Below are 1089 nucleotides of genomic sequence, written 5' to 3' on the forward strand. Positions count from 1 at the left end.
GTATGTATACAAATCATCCATATGCCTCACCTTATCGAGGCTTTGCTCATTCAGAAGTTTTGTTTGCATTTGAGCGGACTATGGATTCCCTTTCCAAAAAGCTTGGAATAGATCCACTTGAACTTCGTGAAATGAATGCGATACTCCCAGGTAATTCCACTCCAACCCAGGTTCAATTGAATTCTAGCACGGTAGGTAATCTCCCTAAATGTATAAGTGAGCTTAAGAAAAAAATGAATTGGGAAGAGGGCCAGCTAGTTAAAATAAACGACAATACAATCAGGGCGAAAGGGATAGCTTGTGTATGGAAAACTTCTACGATTGATACCAACGCTGGCTCAGGTGTCATTTTAACCTTTAATCCTGATGGAAGTGTAAACGTCATATCAGGAGTAATAGAAATCGGTACAGGAACGAAAACGGTTTTAGCACAGATTGTATCTGAAAAATTGAAGATGGATATTGATCATGTAAAAGTTCAGATGGAGGTAAATACACAGAGTACTCCAGAACATTGGAAAACTGTAGCAAGTCGTGCGACATTAATGGCAGGGAGGGCAGCGATTCAAGCTGCCGAAGATGCTCTATTACAAATAAAGCAACTTGCTTCCATTGTGTTAAGAGCCCCAGTTGAAGACATCGACCTCGGTCAAGAAAAGGTATATCTGAGGGGTGATCCAGAAGTTGGAATACCATTCAATCAGCTAGTTTATGGATATAAATATCCTGATGGAAGTGCAATAGGAGGACAAATAATAGGTAGAGGACAATATACCATTCCACACATAACAAATTTAGACCCCGAAACAGGTGCAGGCAAGCCAGGACCTGAATGGACAGTTGGTGCACAAGGGGTTGAGGTAGAGTATGACATAAATGAGTATACTTACAAGATAKTCAGGGCAATATCTGTCATTGATGCTGGAAAGGTACTGAATCAAAAAACTGCAGAAGGACAAATAATGGGTGCAATGAGCATGGGCTTAGCTTTTGGCGGACGTGAAACGTTCTACTTTGATAACTTTGGTAGGGTGTTGAATCCTCAATTTAGAACATATAGACCGTTAAGATATGGAGAAAATCCTGAAT

The 1089-nt window shown here is 40.3% G+C and carries 1 protein-coding gene; it reads left to right on the forward strand.

The features are described 5' to 3' along the window. Positions 1-1089: xanthine dehydrogenase family protein molybdopterin-binding subunit (locus AC1DUW_RS30045; protein ID WP_477644342.1), on the forward strand; the 1089-nt coding region annotated here is incomplete at both ends.

Source organism: Peribacillus sp. P4_C12, assembly GCF_056402095.1.